Below are 20,821 nucleotides of genomic sequence, written 5' to 3'. Positions count from 1 at the left end.
GTGACTAATCGGTATCATGCAGATTATAAAAAATAAGGATCACAACTAACAATGCAGTCGTTAAAAACTTTTTCTCTTTGGCTTATCGTTGCTTTAACACTTAGTTCAGCAGCTGGTTGCTCTAGCTGGGTATACCGAATTAACATCCCACAAGGCAACTTTTTAGAGCAATCTGATGTTGAAAAACTTCGTGTAAATATGACTCGAGAGCAAGTTATTTATGTATTAGGTAGACCTATTGCCGAGGATGCCTTTGATAATAACACTTGGCGTTATATTTACAGCTTCAATAAAGGCCGTAAAAACGAACAAAATAAAGAGTTAGTAATTAACTTTGAAAATGAAAAGTTAGTTTCAATCTCAGGTGATTATGACCAACCTGAAAACTTTAATACGCCTTTAGAGCAATAATACGCTACTTAATGCCAATAAAAAGGTGAGCAATGCTCACCTTTTTAGTATTTATAAGTAATACCAACCTGCATAAATCTTTGATCAATTTAACGAATTAAATTGCACTATAACGTTGTTAAAAATTTTTTATTTAGAACAACTAGATACAAAAAAATTTGCCTAGTTCTAGCGTAATTTTCTTAACGTTAAATAGACCCCATATATAAACAGATTGGTATAAATAATTACCGCTCTATTGGACGTCCACCTGTTATTTTATTTGCCCGACCTTCATCTTTTGCTTTTTCAGCACGCTTTCTGCGCGCATCTTTAGGGTCTGCAATTAATGGGCGGTATATTTCTATACGGTCACCATCTTTTAGCTCATAGTTAGCTTTTACAGTTCGATTCCAGACACCTAACGTTAGCGATGTAGCATCTATTTCAGGGCATTTTTCAATAATGCCAGACTGAATAACAGCTTGCTCTACTGTAGTCCCTTGTGGCACTTCAATTGATAAACACGTGGCCGTGGTCGGTAATGCAAATACTACCTCAACATTAATCATACCCGCGCTCCATAAACCTGCTTTGCACGCTGAGTAAATGCACTCACCATATTTTTGGCTACATCATTAAAAATCTTACCAAAAGCGAGCTCTACTAATTTACTCGAAAATTCAAACTCTAACTCTAACTGTACTTTACACGCTTTAGTATCAAGCGCTTGAAAGTGCCAGCGCCCTTTTAACATCTTAAATGGACCATCAACAAGGCGCAGTAACACGGTTTGTTCATCAACAAAGGTGTTTTCGGTGGTAAACCACTTTTTTATACCCGCCTTAGATATTTCTAAACTCGCGGTCATGTTATTATTGTGCTGTGAAACAATTTTTGAGTCTGAGCAATTTGGTAAAAACTGTGAATAAGCTTCTACATCATTAACTAGATCAAACATCTCTTTAGTGCTGTACATAACCAGCGCACTTTTTTCTATTTGTGGCATACTCACTCCCAACTGTGTGGGCGAATTTTAGCAAGCTTTGCGCGTTTCCCCAAATTTTCATACTGCTTAAATTAAAGCTTAACTTTTAAAAGCATTATTAAAAAAATCGATGTAAAACATCTCACATTACGTATATTATAGGGCACTATGGCTAAGAAAAATTCATCAAAATCGACAAGTAATACCATCGCGCTAAACAAAAAAGCGCGACATGAGTATTTTTTACACGATAAGTTTGAAGCGGGTGTTGAACTACAAGGCTGGGAAGTTAAAAGTATCCGAGCTGGTAAAGTAAATATCACAGAAACTTATATTCATCTTAAAAATGGCGAAGCATTTTTACTTGGCAGTCAAATTCAGCCACTTATTAGTGCATCGACCCATGTAATTTGCGATCCGCTACGTTATCGTAAATTGCTATTAAGCAGACGCGAACTTGACCGTTTATTCGGTGCTACAGAGCGCGATGGCTATTCTTTAATAGCCACAGCGATGTACTGGAAAAACTGCTGGGTAAAACTTGAGTTTCATTTAGCAAAAGGTAAGAAATTACACGACAAACGCGAAGACGGTAAAGATAAAGACTGGTCGCGTGAAAAAGAACGCTTAATGAAGCATAAAGCATAATTAAAAACGCCTAATTTATTAGGCGTTTTTAATTTCACCTATATAAAAGCTCAAATAATACCAATTCGCTTAATTAAGTAATCTATTATGAGATAAGAAAATGGTGTCGATAACAAGACAAAACTTGTTNATAAGAAAATGGTGTCGATAACAAGACAAAACTTGTTATACCAATCTGCTTATATATGGGGTCTATTTAACGTTAAGAAAATTACGCTAGAACTAGGCAAAAATTTTTGTATCTAGTTGTTCTAAATAAAAAATTTTTAACGACGTTATAGTGCAATTTAATTCGTTAAATTGATCAAAGATTTATGCAGGTTGGTATTACTTAGCCATTCTCAGCAATTGCTCCTGCATTACCCCACCTCCTGTATCTATGCAGTCGTAAATCAGAAAATTTCAATGCCTTTAGCATCAACTTTAACTCCTCAAATTGATTAAGTATTATTGCGAATTGGTATTACATAATTGAGTAAATTAAAAGCAGAAAAACAGACATAAATTTTTAATTTATAGAAATATATTATTACAAATTATTTTAATCATTAGCTATTCCACACATGGCTTCATCTAGCTATATAACAATTATTAACCCTATGCCCTATTCACGCTTAGTTTTACCTAGAAAACAAAGTACAAATAAGGTCATAAAACCCACAAAAAAGCATTAAAACTAATACTTAAATCAAAAATTAAGCTAATTGCTAACACTTAAGTTACATGATATTAATACCCGCGCTTGTTAAGCAAATAATTTTACAATATATCAACAAGGACTTAAGGATGAAGCAATCAACTGCATTTACACCATACATTATTGTGGGCGCAACACTCGCATTATCAGCAGGTTTTACAACGACAGCCTACGCAGCAGAAGAAGCTAAAAAAGTAGAGCGAATTCAGGTTACTGGTTCTCGTATTAAGCGAACTGATATTGAAGGGCCTTCTCCGGTACAATCAATCGGTAGAGCTGAAATCGAAAACATGGGTTACGATAACCTACAACAACTTCTTGAAAGAATGCCTGTTGCTGGCAGCGGTACTTTCTCTACTCGTGGTAACAACCAAGATTCAACCGCTAACGGTTCAGCTGCAGTAAGCTTACGTGGCTTAGGAGCCGATGCAACACTTGTACTAATTAATGGTCGCCGTGTATCAATTAGTGCCTTTGCTGAAGGTATTACCAATTCATTTGTAGATATTAACAGTATTCCTGTTTCTGCTATTGAGCGTATCGACATACTAAAAGATGGCGCTTCAGCTATCTATGGCTCAGATGCAGTAGCGGGTGTAGTTAACGTTATCTTAAAGAAAGATATTGATGGTGTTGAAATTAATTTAGGCTATGGCGGTACAGATGGTCCAAATTATGAAGAAACAACAGCAAGCCTAGTTTGGGGTACTACAAGCGAAAAAAGTAGTGCATCTGTTATTATCGATTACTTTAAAAACACATCTCTTTCTTCTGATGAAATGGGCAGCCTTGGCACTGCAAACCAAGCACCTTATGGTGGTGAAGATTTCCGTTCATCTCGTGGTTTCCCAGGCTACTTTTATGTGGATGGCGTTAAAACAATCGACCCTGCCTGTCCTGCTGAAAATGCAACTTCAAGTGGTAGCTGTTTATTTGATTACGGCCCATATGGTTATATTGCCCCAGCCTCTGAGCGTGTAGGCGCTATTTCACAGTTTGAATACCGCTTTGATAACGGTATTACTGGCTTTTTAGAGATGTCTGTTCAACATAATAGCTCTGTAGCTTCTGGTGCACCGACTCCCCTTGATGAAGATGCTGGTTTAACAGTCCCTGCTAGTCACCCAAACAACCCTTTTGGTGAAGACATTCAAATTGGTCGTTACCGTACAGTAGATGCTGGCGCTCGCCAATGGGATATTGAATCTGATACTTTACGTTTAGTTGCTGGCTTAAAAGGCGAAATAAACGATTGGAGCTGGGAAACTGCAGTACAAAAAGGACGTAGTAAATCACTACAAACGGGTGATAGAACACAAGGTTGGGTGCGTACTGATTTCTTACAACAAGAAATTGATGCGGGGAACTATAATCCATTTGGCGGCACCTACAACGACCCAGCTGTAATTGATCGAATCACAACCAGCTTAGTGCGTCGCGGTGAGTCTCATATGACCTCTTTTGACGCTAACATTACAGGTGAAGCGTTTAGTTTTGGTGGCGAAGCTGTAATGATGGCTGCCGGTATTGAGTACCGTGAAGAAGATGTAAATGATATTCCGGATGACCAATTTCAACGTGGTTTAATATTTGGTACTGAATCAGTATCGGCTTCTGCTGATCGTGAACAGTACGCTGCTTATGTTGAATTTTCGATTCCGCTAGCTGAAAATCTTGAGTTACAACTAGCCGGTCGTTACGATGATTACAGTGACTTTGGTACAACAACAAATCCAAAAGTAGCTCTGCGCTGGGCACCAACTGACGAAATAACTGTTCGTGGTTCTTGGGCGCAAGGCTTTAGAGCGCCTTCGTTAGCGCAAATAGGCTTAGGTCCATCACAAAAAAGCCAATTTTTTGTTGATACGCAGCGCTGTGAACAAACAGGATTAGATTGCCAAGCACTTGATTACAACATTGAGTTCTCTGGTAACCCTGATTTACAAGCAGAAGAGTCAGAATCATGGAACGTGGGCGTTATCTGGGCACCTACAGCTGAGTTTGGTTTAAGTGTTGATGTATGGAGTATTACTCAAGATAACAAAATCGATGAAGAAGAATTTGGTCCTATTTATGCTGCAGAATGTGGTAACCAAAATAGTACCGTATGTGTTCGTTTAGCCCCTACAGGCGGTGCAAGCTTAGGCACAATACAAAAAATATACAGCACATTCAAAAATTTATCATCGCAGGAAGTATCTGGTGTTGATGTTTCAGCAAACTATAACCACTCTCTTGATGACTTAGGTTTACTTAAATTTAATTTAGAGTGGGCATATCAAGATAAGTTTGAAAAAGATGGTCGTGATTACACGGGTGAATATGGCTACCCAGAGCATCGCTTTATTTTCTCAACCAACTGGGAAATTGGTGAGTTTAACACCAATGTAAATATCAGTTATGTAGGTGAATTTGAAGATACGCCTGATATCGACTTTGATGGCAATTTAGACTTTGATAGCAATACTTCACGTATGATTGACTCGCAAACGCTTGTTGATTTACAAACGTCGTACCGTATTACTGAGTCAGCTAAAATATCTTTAGGTGTTAATAACTTATTTGATGAAGAGCCACCATTTGCAATTGGCGATGGCGATGGCGATTTATACGGTTATGCATCAGCTGTGCATAATCCTCGTGGCCGCTACTTGTACACTAAAGTAAGCTTTTCTTTCTAAATAAAAGACACAAAAAAACCGCCAATTGGCGGTTTTTTTATTTAAAACTAAGGGCTAAATTATAGATCGCCTTCGTTTTCAGATAAGAACTTAGCAACGCCTTCAGGGCTTGCGTCCATACCTTTTTTACCTTCAGTCCAACCAGCAGGACATACTTCACCGTGCTCAGTGTGGAACGCTAGTGCGTCAACCATGCGAAGCATTTCGTCGATGTTACGACCTAATGGTAAGTCATTCACTACTTGGTGACGTACGTTACCTTCTTCGTCGATTAAGAATGAACCACGAAATGCAACACCCGCTTCTGGATGCTCAACGTCATACGCTTTACAAATTTCGTGTTTAACGTCTGCAACTAGTGCGTATTGAACTTTACCAATACCGCCGTCTGCAACAGCCGTGTTACGCCATGCGTTATGTGAGAATTGTGAATCGATAGAAACACCAATTACTTCTACGCCACGCTTTTGAAACTCTTCAAAACGCTTATCAAATGCAATAAGTTCAGAAGGACATACAAACGTGAAATCTAGCGGGTAAAAGAAGATAACTGCTTTTTTACCTTTAATTGTTTCATGAAGGTTATAGCTATCTACAATTTCACCATTACCAAGAACTGCTGCAGCGGTAAAGTCTGGTGCCTGGCGGCCTACTAATACACCCATTTTATTCTCCAAATATTTTGAGTTTGTTTTCAATTGCTTTCGCAATGCTGGTACTTATATGGGCGCTAAAAATTAAAAACCAATAGCGAACACATATAATTAATTGGCATTCTAAAGTTATTCACTGCAAAAGAACAATCGCATTTAACGATGTGAGCAATCGAAAATAACGAACACTTGCAACTTGCATTAATCTGCTTGAATAATAAGTCTATTTTGATGTGTAAATTACGTTGTAATTAGATAGGGCTTTGACGTTACTGAAGAAGGGTTAATACATTAAATTGTTTAAAAATTCATATAATATGGTATTAATTTTTACAGGTACAAAAAAACCTGCAAATGCAGGTTTCTCGTTTAGATTTAATCCATTATATCTGAGGGCATATCGCCTCGGATTTTTTGCCAAATCTCACCTGTCTGATGACCGTATTTACGCATCATCGAAATAGCACCATCGTGCTCTTTATTTTCTGCCAAGATTGTTAAATCTTTATAAAACTGACGAGCAAGTTCACGAGTTCCAGCATCAGAGAAGTAATGACAACCAATCTTTGAATAAAAACCTCTAAAACCGTTGAGTATTAATACATAAATACGGTTATTACCCGCAACGGCTAATTCGTGATGAACTTTATAATCGTAGTCAGCAAATGCCTGCGCAGTGTCTTCTAGCTCATGACTTTGTGATAAAATTTCAATTACACGTTCAGGATTCAACTTAATTGCAGCACGTGTATAAATAGCACTAATATTAGTACGTGCAGATAAAAGCTGATCTGTCAGCTCTGGCATCTTGTCTTCATCTAAGCGCGCTAGTGTTTCAAGAATATTTAAGCCAGACGTTTCCCAAAAGTTATTTACTTTCGTTGGTTTACCATGCTGAATTGTTAACCAGCCATCACGTGCTAAACGCTGTAATACTTCTCTCAAGGTCGTTCTTGTTACACCAATTAACTCTGAAAGTTCTCGCTCGGCAGGTAGAATTGAACCTGGAGGGAAATCGCCGTTCCAAATAGATTCAACTATATATTCTTCAGCAAATCCTGCTGGGCTTTTCGCTTTAAAAATTCTCATCCAGTTCCCACTCGAATTAATCAACACTCATCGTTTTACACGAATAACTGACTGATTGTACCAGACGAAGCATAACTAACAAGTAAAGTCAGGTATATTAATAAGCAAATGAGTAGAAATTAAAGATTAATAAATAATAAAATTTAGGTTTCTCTAATATAGCTACAATGTATAAATTTACAGAGCAATATTCATTGTAGGTACATTGTAATTATTGGTATTTTTTATTTACACCATACCTAGCTGAATCAACTTAAAACACATAAGTACATTAAAAAGGAACACCTATGCAACATAGCGTTCTAACTGCAACTTTAAAGAATTATTTAGCCAGCTCCAATATGGTATAAGTAAGCGATATAACTGAGCTTATGTATCGATGGGAAAATAATAGAGCATCATGTAGCCTCTACTGAGGCTGGATTGAGTGATCAATAATTTCATCTTATAAAAAGCGACTTCGGTAGCTTTTTTTTCCTTTTTGTTGCCGCATACATTATCCTAGGTCATAATCTAACATCTTATTTAAACGCGGAATTTTTATGAACTGGCTTGCGCAATTACCCACCCAACGTACCCCGTGGCTTTTATTTACAGCTATCGTTTTTTTACTTGAAGTGACCGCCCTTTTCTTTCAATACCAAATGGGATTGGCGCCTTGCATAATGTGCATATATCAACGTACCGCTGTACTGGGTTTATTAGGTGCAGGCATTGTAGGTTCGACTAAACCACAGAGCAAAGCAGTTCGTATATTAGCGTATGTAATTTGGGGTGTATCGAGTGTTTGGGGATACCTTATAGCTCGCGAGCATATTGATATGCAAACCACCACAGACCCTTTTGCATTTAGCTGTGAGTTTGAACCAAACTTCCCATCGTTTATGCCGTTACACGAATGGATACCTAGCTTTTTTCAGGCGACCGGGGATTGTGGAAATATAGATTGGCAGTTTATTGGTTTGAGCATGCCTGCTTGGATGGAAATTATATTTGCGCTATTCTCAATCACTTTGTTTGCTTTAGTGATTAGCCGCTTAATAACAAAAAAATCGATTTAATATGTTTACCTTTTTTTCAAGCCAATTAGATGATCTTAAACACTTAAAAGTGCGCAAGCGCCAGGACGTAATAGCACTTTCGTTAAGTATGTTATCGCCAACTGATAAAGTGTTACTACGTATTATTAAATTAATATTACTAAGTCCACTATTTTTAATATTCACGGTATTTAAAGGTTGGATATTAATCCCGTTTTTGATACTTGGTGGGCTTTGCTATCCGCTATTAACAACACCTATTGAAATTAACTTTGCTAAAAAGCACTTAAGCGATGCATTAAAACAATTTAATCAGGGCGCATAGCGCCCTGATTATTACTTAATAGCTTTAAAGTGAAATTTTCCCCTCTAATTTAGCTAATAGTTTTTTACCAATTCCTTTAACTTGCGATAAATCACTGACGCTTTTAAATTCACCGTTTTCTTCACGATAATCCACAATTGCCTGCGCTTTTTTCTTACCTATACCCGGTAGCTTAGCAAGCATATCTGCATCAGCATTATTTATACTAATTGTCTCAACTTGAGGCATTTGCTTGGTTACTTCCGATAGTTGTGCATATACGGTAGTTGCAGGTAGTAAGCATAATAAGCTTATGATGAGTAAATTTTTTAACGTTTTCATTAAACTTGCCCTTATTCTTCTTTTCTTAATTTTGAGTATTGCTCAGGAAATCAATAAATAAGGAACTGTAAAGTTCATCACTTAAAGTGTACCTAAGCGCATTATCACTATGATCCGAAATCCTGAAAATGCAGCTGGTACAACAAGTGATTGCTTAACTAAAGTAAAGTTACCGTTTTTTGTCAAATTTAAGACACCTAAAAATTAATACTTCACGCTTGCAAATTTACTTACAAACCATTACTGTACATAAAAACAGTAATCTAATGGTTTTTACAAACCACGGTGCCAAGCAATTTTGCAGGAGAAATCATGGCTGTTGTTGTTAAATATGTTGTAGAACGAAACGGAGTCGAGCGTATGACGTTTACTACCAAAAAAGAAGCTGATGCTTATGACAAGATGCTCGATATAGCAGAATCACTTGAGCTAATGCTAGAAAAGGTAGACGTACCGCTTAGTGAGCAACAAATTGAATCACTTGCTTTAGAAATAGCGAAAAGCAAAGATGACTTTATGACTATATTAAAGGGCGGCAAAGATCCCGTTGTTGCCAAAGCGCCAACAAAAAGTAAAAAGTCAGATAATGTTGCATCAATTGAAGATAGCAACGATAAAAAAGCAAGTTAATTCGTAGATTGCCCTTTCCTCGGACGGGACAAACTAAATAAAAAAGGGAGCAACTAAGTTGCTCCCTTTTTTATTATACCAATTCACTTAATTAAGTGATCTATTTTGAGGGTAAAAAAACGTGTTGATAGCTAGGCAAAAAATTCGATATTTAGTTGTTCTAAATGATAATTTTTTAACGCCAGTAGCGACACATTAGCCCCGCAAAATGATTAAGTATTATTGCGGATTGGTATTAATTACTACTCATTCAAAAATGAGTAGTAATTGCTATTTAAAGCTCTTTTTCTACTTCATCAAATAAAGCGGTAATGTTTTGCTCTGGCTCTTTTGTAGCTAAGCTAACAACAACAATTGCGATACTAGATAAAATAAAGCCAGGTACTATTTCGTACATAAAGCTACTTAAGCTTTCACCATTAATAGTAAACGGACCATAAACCCAAACAAGCACTGTAAACGCACCTACTAACATACCCGATAACGCACCGGCAAAATTCATACGTTTCCAGTAAAGGCTGAACAGCACCAATGGACCGAAAGCAGCACCAAAGCCTGCCCATGCATTACTTACTAGGTCTAAAATAGAGCTATCTCTGTCGTAAGCTAAGTAAATAGCAAACATAGCCACTACGGCAACGCTAATTCGACCAACAGTAACTAATTCAAAGTCGCTAGCATCTTTACGTAAAAATGTTTTATATAAATCTTCAGTCAATGAACTTGAGCTTACTAGCAATTGCGATGAGATAGTACTCATGATAGCAGCCAAAATTGCAGCTAGTAAAAAGCCAGCAATAAGTGGGTGGAACAATAACTCAGAAAGAATTAGGAAAATCGTTTCAGGATCTTCAACTACAATATTATTTTCATAAGTATAAGCAGCACCAAATATACCAGTACCAACAGCACCAAGGGCAGCAACAATCATCCATGTCATACCAATACGGCGAGCTTTAGGCATATCCTTAACACTACGTACCGACATAAAACGAACGATGATATGTGGTTGACCAAAATAACCTAAACCCCATGCCATTGCAGAAATAATACCCAATGCAGAGCCTGCTCCAATCCAGTTAAGCATATCTGGGTTTACGCTATGCAGAGTTGACTCTAGAGGTTGTTCTAGTAAAGAGTATGCTACGGTAGGCACTAGAATCAGTGCGATGAACATAATACAACCTTGCACAAAGTCAGTTAAGCTAACCGCTAAAAAACCACCAAACAAAGTATATAAAACTACAACACCCGTTGTAATGTATAAACCTACTTCATAACTTAGACCAAATGAGCTTTCAAACAATTTTCCGCCGGCTACAACACCAGATGACGTGTAAAGAGTAAAGAAGACGATAATCACAACAGCTGATACAACTCGTAATAAGTTTGACTTATCATTGAAGCGATTTGAGAAGTAATCTGGGATTGTTATAGAGTCATTTGCTTTTTCAGTGTACACACGCAATCTTGGTGCTACTAACAGATAGTTTAACCAAGCACCAATCACCAAACCGATTGCTATCCATGTACTACTAAAACCAGTCACAAACATCGCACCAGGTAGGCCCATTAAAATCCAGCCACTCATGTCAGATGCACCTGCAGATAGTGCAGCAACACTTGGTGATAGATTTCGTCCACCTAACATGTAACCTGATACATCGCCAGTAGATTGCTTATATGCATATAGTCCGATACCTAACATTACAACAAAATATAATGCTAGTGAAATAATCATTCCTGTTTCCAAATTAGCCTCCGCATAATTATTAATAACAGGCTCTTGATCCGAATATTGACTCTTAAAATATTATAATAAAGACACTATTAGGATAAAAACCATTCTCGCTGACTATATCATGCCTAACAATAAAATCTCCAACTTGTTGCTTCCAGCTGATACAAAAATACTCATGTTGAATGATTTTAAAGCGAATTGGTAAAATATAATGAATTAAATAGAAGAAACACCTTAATTTATAATGATAATTTATTAATCATGCAAATATACGTAATGCTATTTTGAATCTTTTGCCATATATTATTACAATACCCAATTACATCACTCTTACGGAACTGTTTATGTATTTTTACGCTGCACGTCAACCGATTTTAGATAGAGATAAAAAACTTATCGGTTATGAGCTTTTATTTCGTGATGGCGTTGATAACGTATTTCCCGATATAGATGGTGACGAAGCAACAACACGACTTATAGAGGGTAGCCAGTTTAATTTTGGTTTAGAAGATTTAACTGACAATAAACCTGCCTATATAAACTTCACCCTAGAAACACTATCAAAGGGTTACCCTACACTACTAGGTAAAGACACTATAGTTGTAGAAATACTTGAAACTATCCAGCCTGGTAAGCGTTTATTAGCTATCGTTAAAGATTTAAAAGATAAAGGTTACACTATTGCTCTTGATGACTATATTCATCAACCTGTATGGCGTCATTTTTACCCATTTATTGATATTATTAAAATAGACTTTTTAGCATCCGATATAGATACAATAAAAACGGTTCTAAACGATTTAAAACCGCACTCACATATTAAGTTACTTGCCGAAAAAGTAGAAACCTATGAAATTTACCAACAAGCTTTAGAGCTTGGGTTTGATTATTTCCAAGGATTTTTCTTCTCAAAACCTGAAATGGTACAAAGTAAGGCTCTACCACCTTCAGAAATGGCATTAGCTGAATTACTTTACGAAACATCAAGTGTTGATATGGATCTTAAGAAAATCACTGATGTGTTTGAACGTGATGTAAACCTATCTTATAAATTACTTAGGTATTCAAATTCTGCCGCATTTGCAAGACGCGCAGAAATAAGTACCATTAAGCAAGCTCTTATAGTGCTTGGCGCCAATGAAATTAAAAAGCTATTGTCACTACTGTTTGCAGCACAAGTATCAGCAGACAAACCTGTAGAGCTAATTAGGCTATCGCTTACGCGCGCTCGATTTGCTGAATTGCTCGCTATATCCCATGGGCAGTTTAAAGATACCGGCATGGCATTTTTAACCGGTATGATGTCGCTAATGGATGCTATTTTAGATGAGAGTATGGAAAGCGTAATGAAAAAGCTTCCACTTTCTAATGATATAAAAGCAGCGCTATTAAACGATGAAGGCTTGCTAGCAAAATATTTAAACTTAGTTAAATACTACGAACAAGCAAACTGGTCAGCTGCAAACGAGCTAACGAAAGAGCTAAATCTAGGTGAAAAAGTTCCCGATGCTTATCATGAAGCGCTAGCTTGGGTTAATGAACAAATGCAGTTAGTAGTGAACGAAAAATAAACTACCTGAACTCTGGTTAAGATATTTACTAATATATTAAATCATAATGATATTTAAATTTATTTTTCTCTAGCCAGAGATTTTCAGTGAAAACAAGGCGAACTTACGCGTCAATAGTTAGCCTATTGCAAGTAAATTCAACGTAGTTAGCGCTGAAAATAACTGCTCGAGATAGATTTATTATCCAGAGTTCAGGTTAAATATATAAACAGCAAATAAAAACGCCAGCATTTAGCTGGCGTTTTTATGAGTGGCTTTTCAATTATAAACTTTCTAAAAAGTCTTCATCAAAATCAGCTGGCTCTTCTTTTATTGGTGGGTTGCCATCGTACAGCTCATAAATCTGACGCTGGAAGTAAATATCTTTTACAAATAAGTACGGATCAAGTGAATCATTTAATAGCCCTTCTTGTGGGATTAATGATGCACGCGCCTCAACTGCTTTTAAAACAAACACTAGAATAGTTTGTGGAGTCGTTAGCGCAACTTCAGGTAATACAAAGTTGTCGACTACATCACCGGTCAGGTTACGTGCTGTTGTAGGACCCATGCCAGGTAGCATTAAATAAGCACCATCACCCACGCCCCATACACCTAACGTTTGTCCAAAGTCTTCATCTACAATTTCAAGACCAAGTGAACTGGCTACATCAAAAATACCAAAAATACCAACCGTAGAGTTAACTAAAAAACGCGCTAAGCTCACACTTGCATTACCCGGTTTACCTTGCAAACCCGCATTAATCATATCGACAGGTGCTGTAATATTACCTGTAAAATTAACAATACCGTTTCTTACCGGTACAGGCGTTACTTCAACATAACCTACAGCAACTGGGCGCAATAAATAAGCATCCAGTACATCCATATTAAAGTCGTATAACGGACGATTAATACTTTGCAGCGGATCTCTGTCATCTACTTTGCTTTGTGGTACTTGAGCACACCCGGCTAGTATCAATAAACATAAAAAAGTAAAACTGTGTTTTAACATCTAACGTCCTTAAGGTATTAATGTATCAATTTGAAGTTGGTAGTCACTTACACTTTCACGCTTTAACGACTCTGAATGACCTTCTAGCTCACCAGAACTTGGCATAACCGAGTCATCTATAGAAATACGCGCCGAAATAATAATATTTTCTGCACTAGATAAGTTAAGCCCTGTAACCATCGCACTACTATCACTCAACTCTACTGTAATTGGAAATGAATATTTAGCGAGTTTAACAGCAGCTAGCGGCATTGGCGAACCCGTTGCTGCTTTTGCAAATATAAACAAAATACCGTCTTTTGGTTGTTTATCAATAAGCTCTTTTGCAATATCTACGGTAACAGCAATCCTGCTACTGTTACTGATAGTAGCAGGTATAACAGAGCCTTCACTTTGCATTTTCTGTTCTATATCACTAATACGCTCAGAGATCATGCTATAGCGAGAATCATTTTTTTCCATACTCGCTAATAAAACCTCAAAAGCGGCTTTGGCTTGCGGCCAATCTTTACGCTCATACGCTATCAGCGCGAGTAACGAAATAGCATCTAAATTTGTAGGCTCAACTTTTAGTACTTTTGAAAGCATACCTGCCGCACGGGTCATATTAGCTTCACTGCCTTCAAGTAATAAAACCTGGCTGTAACTAATAAGTACCTGCATATTATCAGGGTTCATACGCAATGCTTTATCAAATGACTGCTGCGCCATATCAAACTCGTTCAGTGACATAGCAACTCGACCAAGTAGCATCCAAGCAACTTCGTCATCGCCAGAGCGGCTAAGCTTAGTACGAAGCGCCAATGCAAAAGCCTGCAGCTCATTTTGGCTAAGTGGTTCGCCTGTTTGCATTACAGCGCGCTCGCCGTAATCAGCTAAATTATCCATTGCATCATGCCAAGCTGATATTTGTTGCTGGCTACCCGTTAGACCATAAAAAACACCGGTGAGTGCCAGAACAAACGCGCCACCCGTTAAAGCAAAAATACGATTATTACCTTTGCTGTTTAGTGATTTTTCTGGTGATAGCTCGTTCAATAAACGGCGTTTTAATTCAACGATTGATTCTGCATGATTTACGCTATCAATACGTTGATTATCTAAATCAGTTTGCAAATCAACTAAACGCTGCTCATATATGCTAATTAGCTCAGCATTGGCATTATGAGTAATTGTTTGTACACGCTCTTTTTTTAAAAAAGGTAACATCACAAACCCAAGAGCAATCAGTGTGAGTAAAACAAAACACGCCCACATTAAAATCATTTAACTTTGCTCCTGACGTTTATTTTGTTCAATTAGCTTAGCTAACAGCATTTCGTCGTCGCTGCTCCACGTTTGTTTTACTGATGCTTTTCGCTGACGAATAACAATAAAACCAAAGCCGACTATGACAATTAATACAGGTAATACCCACAGTACTAAAGTCGCTGGTGTAACCGGTGGATCGTAATGAACAAAATAGCCAAAGCGGTCGATCATGTAATCAATCACTTCGTCTTTGCTCTTACCTTCTTTAACTAACACGAGTACTTTATCGCGCAGGTCTTTGGCAACAACAGCATCTGAATCTGCAATGTTTTGATTTTGACATTTAGGGCAACGTAGCTCTTTAGTCAGCTCTTCAAACAATATTGCTTGTTTATTACTATCAAATTGATAGCGATCTTGCTCTGCAAACGCACCCATGCTTGCAAAAAGGCTAAGAGTAAGTAATAACCACTTCATTATTTAAGCTCCTGCATTATTGGCGCAAATTTAGCGCGCCATACTCGCGGGTTTATATCACCCGTGTGATGCAACAAAATAGTGCCGTTTTTATCGACTAAAAATGTTTCAGGGGCACCCGACACACCTAAGTCCAATGACAAAGTACGGTGTAAATCTAGAATGTTAAATTGGTATGGGTCGCCAGCACGTTGCAGCATATCGCTCACTTCTGTGCGAAGTGATTGCATATTAAAAGGGCCATCAAAGTCAGCATCGTAGCCTTGTACGTAATAAAGCCCAATAATTTTAATGCCTTGCTCACGTAACTTAGTTAAGTAGCCAAGCTCAACTAAACATGTTGGGCACCAAGTGCCCCATACATTTAGTAAGTAAACCTCACCTTTTAACGACTCGTTAGTCCACGGCTTATTGTCTTGCATTAAATCGGGTAGATTAAATGATGGCATTTCTTGGCCTAATCGTCCCGTTTGAATTTCACGAGGATTAGCAAACAGTCCTTGGTATAAAAATACACATACGAAAGCAAACACTAAAAGCGGCGCAATAGCTAAAATTTTACGGTTCATAAAACACTCTCCGATGCAGCCTTACGCGCTGTTTTAGCTGATGTACGATAGCGTTTATCAAATAAAATCATAAATCCAGCAAGCGAAATAAGCACACCACCAATCCACATCCAACGAACAAACGGTTTATGATAAATTCTAAGTGACCACGCACCTTGGCTTAACTGCTCACCTAATGCTAAGTATAAATCACGTGTAAAACCGGCGTCTATTGCCGCTTCAGTCATAAACTGCATACCAATGTCGTACTTACGTTTTTCGGCGTGTAAGCGTGTTACGAGCTCATTATTTTTAAGCACAGATACAACACCCGCATGGCCGCTGTAGTTTGGTCCGCGAATCGTTTTAACACCATCAAAACGGTATTCATATTCGTTAAGTTGAACGGTATCGCCTTGCTTCATCGATACGTCACGCTCTACTGAATAAGCAGATGTAAGTGTTACACCTGCAATAACAAACGAAATACCAATATGTCCAAGTACCATTGCCCAGTAGCTTACACCTAAACGTTTTAAGCCTTCTTTTAAGGTACCGTGCACAGCCGCTTTAGTGTAAATATCAATCACTGTTGATATCGCAACCCAAACTGCCAGCGTGGTGGCTAGTAGCGTAAGTGGTTTTACTAAATCGTAACTTGAGAACAACCAAGCACAGGTAATCACTACACTGGCTAATACGCCCATTAATATTTTGTTTTGTAAAAAGGCCCATTTATTTTGCTTCCAGCGTAAAAATGGTCCTATTCCCATCAAAATAGCAAACGGGACTAAAATTATTGCAAACATCTTATTAAAAAACGGTTCACCAATAGAAATACTGCCCAAGCCCATTTCTTTATGAACCATAGGTAATAACGTACCCAGCAATACAATTAATGTAGCAACCACTAAAAATATATTATTGAGCCATAATGCCACTTCGCGTGATACAAGTTTGTATCGGCCTTCGCTGTGTACTTGCGATACACGCAGTGCATATAACGCTAAGCCACCACCTACAACTATGCCTAAAAAGGCGAGTATAAATAAACCACGATCAGGGTCTGTAGCAAAAGCATGCACCGATACAATAATACCTGAACGCACAATAAAGGTGCCTAACAAGCTTAATGAAAATGCTGCGATAGCAAGTAATACGGTCCATGATTTAAATACACCGCGTTTTTCGGTTACGCTTAACGAGTGCAGTAATGCGGTTGTAACAAGCCATGGCATTAATGATGCGTTTTCGACTGGATCCCAAAACCACCAGCCACCCCAGCCAAGTTCTGAGTATGCCCACCAGCTACCAATTGTAATACCTAGTGTTAAAAAGCCCCACGCAGTCATTGTCCACGGGCGAGACCATTTAGCCCATGTGTTATCAAGCTTGCCAGTTAATAGCGCAGCAATAGCAAAAGAAAAAGCAACCGATAGCCCTACATAACCCATGTAAAGTAATGGCGGGTGAATAATCATGCCCGGATCTTGAAGTAACGGATTTAAATCACGCCCTTCTACCGGGAAATAAGGAAGTAGGCGCTCAAACGGGCTTGAAAGTAGTAAGGTGTACATCATAAAACCTACACCTAAAAAACCAAGTACGCCCAATACGCGAGCACGTAGCACCCAAGGTAATGATTTAGAACGCGCAGCGACAACGGCAGTCCAACCAGCTTGCATTACTAGCCACAGTAAAATAGCACCTTCATGGCCGCCCCATGTAGAGGTGATTTTATAATACCAAGGCAGTGTACTACTTGAATGATATGCCACGTAAGATACGGTAAAATCATCCGTTACACTGGCGAAAATAAGTGCTGCAAAAGAGATTAAAACAAAAGCGAATTGCCCAATTGCTAAAGAGGGAGCTGCACGCATTAATCGAAGATTACCGGTATGCGCGCCCCAAAGAGGAAAAATACACAGTAAAACGCTTAGCACCATGGCAAGCGTTAATGAAAAATAACCAATTTCTGGGATCATAGCTAATTACCACTATCTAAGTTATATTTTGGTTTTTCGTGCTTAATACCTTTAACTGCCTCAGCAACTTCTGCTGGCATGTATTCTTCGTCATGCTTTGCAAGCACTTCAAACGCTTCTATTACATTAGGTTCGATTAATACGCCCTGCGCTACAATGCCTTGCCCCTCACGAAATAAATCAGGCAATATACCTTGATAGCGTACGGTCACTAATGGACCTGTATCAATTAGCTTAAAGCTTACTTGCAAACTCTCTTCATTACGTTCAACCGTGCCAGGTACAACCATGCCACCAATACGTAGCTTTTGCCCAATGAATGGTTTTTCTTTATTAGGGCCTTTGCCATCGATAAGCTCGCTTGGCGTATAAAAAAGATTTATGTTTTCTTGGAGTGCATAAAGCACTAAACCAATTGATCCACCAATACCAAACAGTACGGCAATAATTACCAATAGGCGCTTTTTACGTCTAGGATTCATGATACTTGTTCCTGTTTAGCTTTTTTAATTCGCGCTTCACGTATTATTTGTTGCTCTACTGAAGCCATAATACGTTTAGTATCTCTTAAAGAGTTCACTAAAATACCGAGTAAAATAAGTGCGCATGTACCAAAAGAAAGCCATACATAAAACCCGTAGCCTCCCATTGCAATAAAATCAGAAAAAGAGTCAAACTGCATAATTACCCCTTATTTAACAACAAACGCACCCACGGTCGATGCTTTTCGCGTTGCAAAATTTCATTTTTAAGACGAATTAAAGTTACTGTTCCTACAAAAGCAGCAAACGCTAAAATATTAACCATAAGAGGCCAAAACATACTTGGGTCAATTGCTTTGGTGTCTAGCTTTGTAATGCTTGCGCCTTGGTGTAGCGTATTCCACCACTCAACTGAGTAATGAATAATAGGTAAGTTAATTACACCCACAATCGCTAAAATAGAAGCCGCACGCCCTGCTGACTTTTTATCTTCAAACGCATGGTAAAGTGAAAGTACGCCAAGATATAAAAATAATAAAATAAGCTCAGATGTTAAACGTGCATCCCACACCCACCAAGCACCCCACATAGGTTTACCCCACGCAGCGCCAGTAATAAGTGCAATAGCTGTAATACATGCACCAACAGGCGCAATTGCAATAACGGCAAGTTCAGCATTTCGCAGTTGCCATACAAGTGCAACAATGGCGGCAATTGCCATTGAGGAGTAAGCACCCATAGATAAAATAGCAGAAGGAACATGAATAAAAATGATACGGTAGCTGTCTTTTTGTTGGTAATCGGCAGGTGCAAAACCAAGCCCCCATACCCATCCAACAATCATACTAACTACGGTAACTACGGCAAAATAAGGCAGTAACGTATTGCATAACTGGTATGCACGCTCTGCTTTAGCATAGGGATGTAACCATTTCCACATTAACTTACACTCACTTTTAAAGCTGACGATATGGCAATTGGTGCGCTAATAATAGCAATAAGTAACATAGCACCAAGGATGGCAAGCTGCCCACTATAATCCAGCGACATGGTGCTGGTATCGATAGCCGACGTTGCAAAAATCAAAACAGGAATATACAAAGGCAGTACGAGTAAACTCATCAAAATACCCCCTTTTTGTAATCCCACAGTAAGCCCAGCGCCAATTGCGCCAATAAAGCTCAATAGTGGTGTGCCTAATAATAATGTTAACACGGTTGCTGTTAACGCCGTACTTTCTAGGTTTAACAACAATGCAAATAGTGGCGTCATCAATACAAGCGGTAACCCTGTTACTACCCAGTGAGCAGCCACTTTAGCTAGTACGGTTAAAGATAACGGGTAAGACGATGCAATTAACTGCTCCAACGAGCCATCGTTAAAATCATCTCTAAACAGTTTATCTAAGCCCAGCATGGTAGAAAGTAATGCGGCGACCCAAATAATCCCCGGCGCCATTCTCGCCAATAGACCGGGCTCAGGCCCTATTGCTAACGGAAACAATGAAATTACAATTAAGAAGAACAAAATAGGATTTACAATTTCGGCGCGCTGGCGAAACGCAAGCTTTACATCTTTGGTAAATACCGCACTAAATAACAACCAATAAGAGTGTTGACGAGTCATTAGTGGCGATACTCCAATGTAACTGTTTGTAAGTTACTAAAATGGGTCGTTAAATCTTGGTGGGTCGTTAATAAAATAGCGCCACCACTTTGTAAGTGTTCGGTAAATCGTTGCTGTAAAAAAGCAACACCGCTTTTATCAAGCGCAGTAAAAGGCTCATCAAGTACCCATAGCTTTGCATCACTTAACCAAAGCCTTACTAAAGCAACACGTCGTTGTTGCCCCGCAGATAACATTCTAACAGGCACATCTTCAAGTCCAACAAGGCCAAGTTGCGCTAAAATAGGGTATAAGTCTGGCTCGTTTATGTAGCCATTAATTTGTAACCAGTGGCGAACATTTTCAACTGCACTGAGCTGGGTGTTTACACCTGTTTTATGGCCTATAAAAAGCAGTTCTCTGGCATACTCTTCATAGTACTTAGATATAGGCTGTTCTTGAAATAAAACAGCCCCTTCATCAGGCACAGAGAAACCTGCGATAATACGCAATAGCGATGTTTTACCAGCCCCATTAGGACCCGCTAATTGCATGATTTGACCGCTATTAAGGCTAAAATTAAGATCCGCAAACAAACAACGATCTTGCTTGATGCAGGTGACGGACTTAATGTGTAACAAGATGAGATTCTCTCTGCCAAAAATTAGGCGTTAGTCTACCATAATGATAGGGTAATACGAA

General features: G+C 38.4%; 23 protein-coding genes. 7 read left to right on the top strand and 16 right to left on the bottom strand.

Annotated elements, in window-relative coordinates; all coding sequences use genetic code 11:
* Nucleotides 1-51: 51 nt before the first annotated feature.
* Entirely contained in the window at nt 52-411 is a 360-nt protein-coding gene (locus tag I6F49_RS06405; RefSeq protein WP_010553880.1) for an outer membrane protein assembly factor BamE, read from the top strand.
* Between the two features lie 227 nt (nt 412-638).
* On the opposite strand, the gene I6F49_RS06400 is transcribed toward I6F49_RS06405, so the two are convergent.
* Both I6F49_RS06400 and I6F49_RS06395 read right to left on the bottom strand, forming a co-directional pair.
* Nucleotides 639-962 carry an RnfH family protein gene (locus tag I6F49_RS06400; RefSeq protein ID WP_010553881.1) on the bottom strand — a complete coding sequence of 108 codons (324 nt, stop codon included), beginning with the start codon at nt 960-962 and terminating at the stop codon, nt 639-641.
* Nucleotides 959-1,399: a type II toxin-antitoxin system RatA family toxin gene (locus tag I6F49_RS06395; protein ID WP_166421252.1), complete on the bottom strand. Its 441-nt coding sequence runs from the start codon at nt 1,397-1,399 to the stop codon at nt 959-961. The genes I6F49_RS06400 and I6F49_RS06395 overlap by 4 nt, the downstream gene beginning before the upstream one ends.
* Before the next feature lie 147 nt (nt 1,400-1,546).
* Between I6F49_RS06395 and smpB the strand changes: the two genes are divergently transcribed.
* Nucleotides 1,547-2,026, top strand: coding sequence for an SsrA-binding protein SmpB (gene smpB, locus I6F49_RS06390; RefSeq protein WP_007584119.1), 480 nt, complete (start codon nt 1,547-1,549; stop codon nt 2,024-2,026).
* Nucleotides 2,027-2,812: 786 nt separating this feature from the next.
* A complete protein-coding gene (locus I6F49_RS06385; RefSeq protein WP_197179279.1) occupies nt 2,813-5,404 on the top strand; it encodes a TonB-dependent receptor in 2,592 nt (863 codons plus the stop codon).
* A 59-nt stretch (nt 5,405-5,463) separates the two neighbouring features.
* On the opposite strand, the gene I6F49_RS06380 is transcribed toward I6F49_RS06385, so the two are convergent.
* Together I6F49_RS06380 and fadR are read right to left on the bottom strand one after the other, a co-directional pair.
* The gene (locus I6F49_RS06380; protein WP_166421016.1) at nt 5,464-6,069 is read right to left on the bottom strand and encodes a peroxiredoxin; all 606 of its coding nucleotides are present in this window, start codon (nt 6,067-6,069) and stop codon (nt 5,464-5,466) included.
* 363 nt (nt 6,070-6,432) lie between these two features.
* Complete coding sequence (fadR, locus tag I6F49_RS06375; protein WP_004335692.1) at nt 6,433-7,146, bottom strand: fatty acid metabolism transcriptional regulator FadR; 714 nt, start codon at nt 7,144-7,146, stop codon at nt 6,433-6,435.
* A 542-nt stretch (nt 7,147-7,688) separates the two neighbouring features.
* Here fadR and dsbB point away from each other — a divergent pair.
* Together dsbB and I6F49_RS06365 are read left to right on the top strand one after the other, a co-directional pair.
* Complete coding sequence (gene dsbB, locus I6F49_RS06370) at nt 7,689-8,207, top strand: disulfide bond formation protein DsbB (protein ID WP_165728713.1); 519 nt, start codon at nt 7,689-7,691, stop codon at nt 8,205-8,207.
* Nucleotide 8,208: 1 nt separating this feature from the next.
* Nucleotides 8,209-8,511, top strand: coding sequence for a DUF6170 family protein (locus I6F49_RS06365; protein ID WP_165728712.1), 303 nt, complete (start codon nt 8,209-8,211; stop codon nt 8,509-8,511).
* A 24-nt stretch (nt 8,512-8,535) separates the two neighbouring features.
* On the opposite strand, the gene I6F49_RS06360 is transcribed toward I6F49_RS06365, so the two are convergent.
* On the bottom strand, nt 8,536-8,832 hold the full coding sequence (locus I6F49_RS06360) for a ComEA family DNA-binding protein (RefSeq protein WP_165728711.1): 297 nt from the start codon (nt 8,830-8,832) through the stop codon (nt 8,536-8,538).
* Nucleotides 8,833-9,144: 312 nt separating this feature from the next.
* Between I6F49_RS06360 and I6F49_RS06355 the strand changes: the two genes are divergently transcribed.
* Complete coding sequence (locus tag I6F49_RS06355; RefSeq protein ID WP_165742291.1) at nt 9,145-9,462, top strand: YebG family protein; 318 nt, start codon at nt 9,145-9,147, stop codon at nt 9,460-9,462.
* A 274-nt stretch (nt 9,463-9,736) separates the two neighbouring features.
* On the opposite strand, the gene putP is transcribed toward I6F49_RS06355, so the two are convergent.
* Complete coding sequence (gene putP / locus I6F49_RS06350) at nt 9,737-11,215, bottom strand: sodium/proline symporter PutP (RefSeq protein WP_165728709.1); 1,479 nt, start codon at nt 11,213-11,215, stop codon at nt 9,737-9,739.
* Nucleotides 11,216-11,547: 332 nt separating this feature from the next.
* Here putP and I6F49_RS06345 point away from each other — a divergent pair, with 332 nt between their 5' ends.
* Nucleotides 11,548-12,774, top strand: coding sequence for an EAL and HDOD domain-containing protein (locus I6F49_RS06345; protein ID WP_007584100.1), 1,227 nt, complete (start codon nt 11,548-11,550; stop codon nt 12,772-12,774).
* A 262-nt stretch (nt 12,775-13,036) separates the two neighbouring features.
* On the opposite strand, the gene I6F49_RS06340 is transcribed toward I6F49_RS06345, so the two are convergent.
* From I6F49_RS06340 to ccmA, 10 genes are read right to left on the bottom strand one after another with little or no spacing between them, the layout of a single operon-like run.
* Nucleotides 13,037-13,768, bottom strand: a complete 732-nt coding sequence (locus I6F49_RS06340) for an MlaA family lipoprotein (protein WP_007585858.1) — start codon at nt 13,766-13,768, stop codon at nt 13,037-13,039.
* A 9-nt stretch (nt 13,769-13,777) separates the two neighbouring features.
* The gene (gene ccmI, locus I6F49_RS06335; protein ID WP_197179278.1) at nt 13,778-15,034 is read right to left on the bottom strand and encodes a c-type cytochrome biogenesis protein CcmI; all 1,257 of its coding nucleotides are present in this window, start codon (nt 15,032-15,034) and stop codon (nt 13,778-13,780) included.
* The gene (locus I6F49_RS06330) at nt 15,035-15,496 is read right to left on the bottom strand and encodes a cytochrome c-type biogenesis protein (RefSeq protein ID WP_166421012.1); all 462 of its coding nucleotides are present in this window, start codon (nt 15,494-15,496) and stop codon (nt 15,035-15,037) included.
* Nucleotides 15,496-16,065 carry a redoxin family protein gene (locus I6F49_RS06325; RefSeq protein WP_197179267.1) on the bottom strand — a complete coding sequence of 190 codons (570 nt, stop codon included), beginning with the start codon at nt 16,063-16,065 and terminating at the stop codon, nt 15,496-15,498. Before I6F49_RS06325 ends, I6F49_RS06330 begins: the two co-directional genes overlap by 1 nt.
* Nucleotides 16,062-18,032, bottom strand: coding sequence for a heme lyase CcmF/NrfE family subunit (locus I6F49_RS06320; protein WP_197179265.1), 1,971 nt, complete (start codon nt 18,030-18,032; stop codon nt 16,062-16,064). The genes I6F49_RS06325 and I6F49_RS06320 overlap by 4 nt, the downstream gene beginning before the upstream one ends.
* A gap of 2 nt (nt 18,033-18,034) precedes the next feature.
* Nucleotides 18,035-18,514 carry a cytochrome c maturation protein CcmE gene (gene ccmE / locus I6F49_RS06315; RefSeq protein ID WP_166421009.1) on the bottom strand — a complete coding sequence of 160 codons (480 nt, stop codon included), beginning with the start codon at nt 18,512-18,514 and terminating at the stop codon, nt 18,035-18,037.
* Complete coding sequence (gene ccmD, locus I6F49_RS06310; protein ID WP_149614289.1) at nt 18,511-18,714, bottom strand: heme exporter protein CcmD; 204 nt, start codon at nt 18,712-18,714, stop codon at nt 18,511-18,513. Before ccmD ends, ccmE begins: the two co-directional genes overlap by 4 nt.
* Before the next feature lie 2 nt (nt 18,715-18,716).
* Nucleotides 18,717-19,454, bottom strand: a complete 738-nt coding sequence (locus I6F49_RS06305) for a heme ABC transporter permease (protein ID WP_024610533.1) — start codon at nt 19,452-19,454, stop codon at nt 18,717-18,719.
* A complete protein-coding gene (gene ccmB, locus I6F49_RS06300; protein ID WP_002959286.1) occupies nt 19,454-20,140 on the bottom strand; it encodes a heme exporter protein CcmB in 687 nt (228 codons plus the stop codon). Before ccmB ends, I6F49_RS06305 begins: the two co-directional genes overlap by 1 nt.
* Nucleotides 20,140-20,760, bottom strand: coding sequence for a cytochrome c biogenesis heme-transporting ATPase CcmA (gene ccmA, locus I6F49_RS06295; protein WP_197179263.1), 621 nt, complete (start codon nt 20,758-20,760; stop codon nt 20,140-20,142). The genes ccmB and ccmA overlap by 1 nt, the downstream gene beginning before the upstream one ends.
* Nucleotides 20,761-20,821 lie beyond the last annotated feature (61 nt).

The sequence above is a fragment of the Pseudoalteromonas sp. SWN166 genome (genome assembly GCF_015864485.1).
In the GTDB taxonomy this organism is placed as follows: Bacteria; Pseudomonadota; Gammaproteobacteria; order Enterobacterales; family Alteromonadaceae; genus Pseudoalteromonas.
The sequence above is the reverse complement of the archived record's forward strand: the minus strand, read 5'-3'. Positions and strand labels throughout refer to the sequence as shown.